The sequence below is a fragment of the Nocardia carnea genome, from assembly GCF_029869215.1.
In the GTDB taxonomy this organism is placed as follows: Bacteria; Actinomycetota; Actinomycetes; order Mycobacteriales; family Mycobacteriaceae; genus Nocardia; species Nocardia carnea_B.
Window position 1 is genome coordinate 1 of record NZ_JARWPM010000127.1, and the last position, 2,496, is coordinate 2,496.

The following is a 2,496-nucleotide window of genomic DNA, read 5'->3' on the forward strand; positions in this document are numbered from 1 at the left end:
CCACCCCCCCGCCGCAAGGCCTGTCGCCCCGGCGGGGGGCCGCCCGTCCCGCAGGGGCTGCCGGCGCCGCACCCCGAGCCATCGCCCGCGCCGGGTACTCGGGTTCCGTGGTGACGGCACTCGATGGATAGCGCCGATATCACCGGGAGCCGGCGAGGTTCACAATCATCTTGCCCTGGTTCTGCCCGGACAGCAGGCGGGTCAGCCCTTCAGGGGCGGTGTCCAGGCCGTGCAGCATTTCGTAGCGGTACCGCACCGACCCATTCCGGCGCAGCTCCTGCATCTCGGACCGGAAAACCCCGTACTCGGGGTAGTGGTCGTAGACGACGAAGCCCTCCAGCCGGAGCCGCTTGCGCAGCATCGGCCGCAACGGTGGACCGACAGCGGACTCCGGTCCGTTGTACTCGGCGGCCATCCCGCAGAGGATGTATCGACCGTGTTCACGGAGACGGTCGAACGCGGCCGTCCCCGTGTCGCCCCCGACGTTGTCGAAGTAGACGTCGATTCCTTCCGGGCAGTGCTCGTCGAGGCCGTCCGCCACCGCGGTCGCTCTGCGGTCGATGCAGGCATCGAAGCCGAGCTCGTGCACCACGTAGTCCGCTTTCTCGCCGCTGGCGATGCCGACCACCCGCGCGCCCGCCGCCTTGCCGAGCTGCCCCGCCACCATGCCGATGGCGCCGCCGGCCGCGGAGACGACCAGGGTTTCACCCGGCCGTACCGCGGCGATACGCATACCGCACCAGGCCACCAGTCCGGGGCCGCCCAGGACGCCCAATTCGTCGAGGGGGTCGGCGTCCCGCGGGATCGCCGCCAGCGAAGTACCCGGCACCACGTGATGGGTCTGCCAGAGGTGTCCACCCCGGACCCGGTCCCCGGCGGCGAAGTCCGGGTGCCGTGATTCCAGCACCGTCCCGACGAACGCGCCCGACAGTGCGTGCGCGGGCGGTGGGGGAGCCGCCATCGCGATATCACCGACTCGCGCCGTACCGCCGATCGGACCGGGCGCGTCATCCGGACCGGGCAGGTAGCGCCGCATCACGGGATCCAGCGACATATGTGTCGCCTCGAAGAGCACGTCACCTTCCGCCAATCGGGGTACCGGCTGCGAGACCAGCTCGAAATCCTCGGCCGACGGCAATCCTTTCGGCGCCCGGATGACACGGACCGCGTAATTCTTCTGACTCACAGCACGACCCGCAATTCCGCCAGGCCGCGAATGAACGGGGTACTCGCCCATTTCGTCTCGGTATCGGCGAGCGTCATCTCGGGTGCGGTTTCGGCCAGGGCTTTCAGTACGGTTTTCAGCTCCAGCCGCGCCAGCCAGGCGCCCAGACAGGCATGTGCGCCGTGGCCGAAGGCGATATGTTCGCGGGCATTCGGCCGCGCGATATCGAGTTGCCCGGCGGTCGGCCCGAAGTGGCGCTCGTCCCGATTCGCCGAAGCGATCCAGGCTATGAGGTGGTTACCGGCCGGGATCACACTGCCGGCCACTGCGAAATCCTGCTTCGTGATCCGGATCATCAGCTGCGCCGTGGATTCGTATCGCAGCAGCTCCTCGATCGCATTGTCCAGCAGCGCCGGGTCGTCGACGAGTTTCTCCCATTGGTCGCGATACCGCATCAGGGCCAGCACGCTGATGCCGAGCTGGTTGACAGTGGTGTCGAAACCGGCGACGAACAAAGTGTGGATGGTGGCCGCCACCTCATCCGGCCCGATCACCGTGCCTTCGTCACCCGCGCGGATGAATCCCGACAGCAGGTCGTCCGCGAGATTGCCGCGTTTCCATTCGATCACGTCACGCAGATAGGCGGAGAATTCGCGCTGCGCTGTGATGAATTCCGTGAACTGCTCCGGCGTCAGGAATGGATCGAGGAGGTTCAACGCCGCCCAGGTGCGGTAGTAGAGACGTTCGGCATCCGGCGGTGTGGGAATTCCGAATATTTCGCACACCAGCCGGAACGGCAGCGGATGAGCCAACCGGTCGATCACATCCACTTCGTCGCCGGGGCCGTAGCCCGCCAGTTGTTCCGCGACGATCTGTTCCGCCCGGGCCGCGTACTGCTTGATGTTCTTCGGTGTGAACGGCCGGGCCAGCAGTTTACGCAGGGGTGCGTGGTCCGGCTGGTCCAGTTTCGACAGTGACGGGCGCAGGAGATAATCGTTGTCGGCACCCGCCGCCTTGAGCCGTAGATTGCGTGGCGAATCCAGCGCGTAGGCCTCCGAGGAACTCAGCGCCGGATCGCTCAGTGCGCGTTTGACATCGGTATAGCGGAACACCATATGCACACCACCGCCGGGATGGAATTGCACGGGAGCGTGTTCGCGTGCCGCTTCGAAATGCGGATACGGATCCACGAGGTAGCCGGGCGCCGTGGGATCGGCCGATCCGGCGGCGTCGGGGGGGGGGGGGGGGGGGGGGCGGCGGGGGGGGGCGGGGCGGGCCGGGCGGGGCGGGGGGCGGGCGAGGGCGAGTGGATCGGGTTTTTGGTTTGGATG

Annotated in this window: 2 protein-coding genes; both read right to left on the bottom strand. The window is 67.5% G+C overall.

What is annotated here, in order from left to right; all coding sequences use genetic code 11:
- Positions 1-139: 139 nt before the first annotated feature.
- Positions 140-1,186, bottom strand: coding sequence for an NADP-dependent oxidoreductase (locus QH276_RS08080; RefSeq protein ID WP_280397105.1), 1,047 nt, complete (start codon positions 1,184-1,186; stop codon positions 140-142).
- Positions 1,183-2,496, bottom strand: a 1,314-nt coding sequence (locus tag QH276_RS08085) for a cytochrome P450 (RefSeq protein WP_280406684.1), incomplete at its 5' end; no start/stop codon positions are given. The genes QH276_RS08085 and QH276_RS08080, both read right to left, overlap by 4 nt.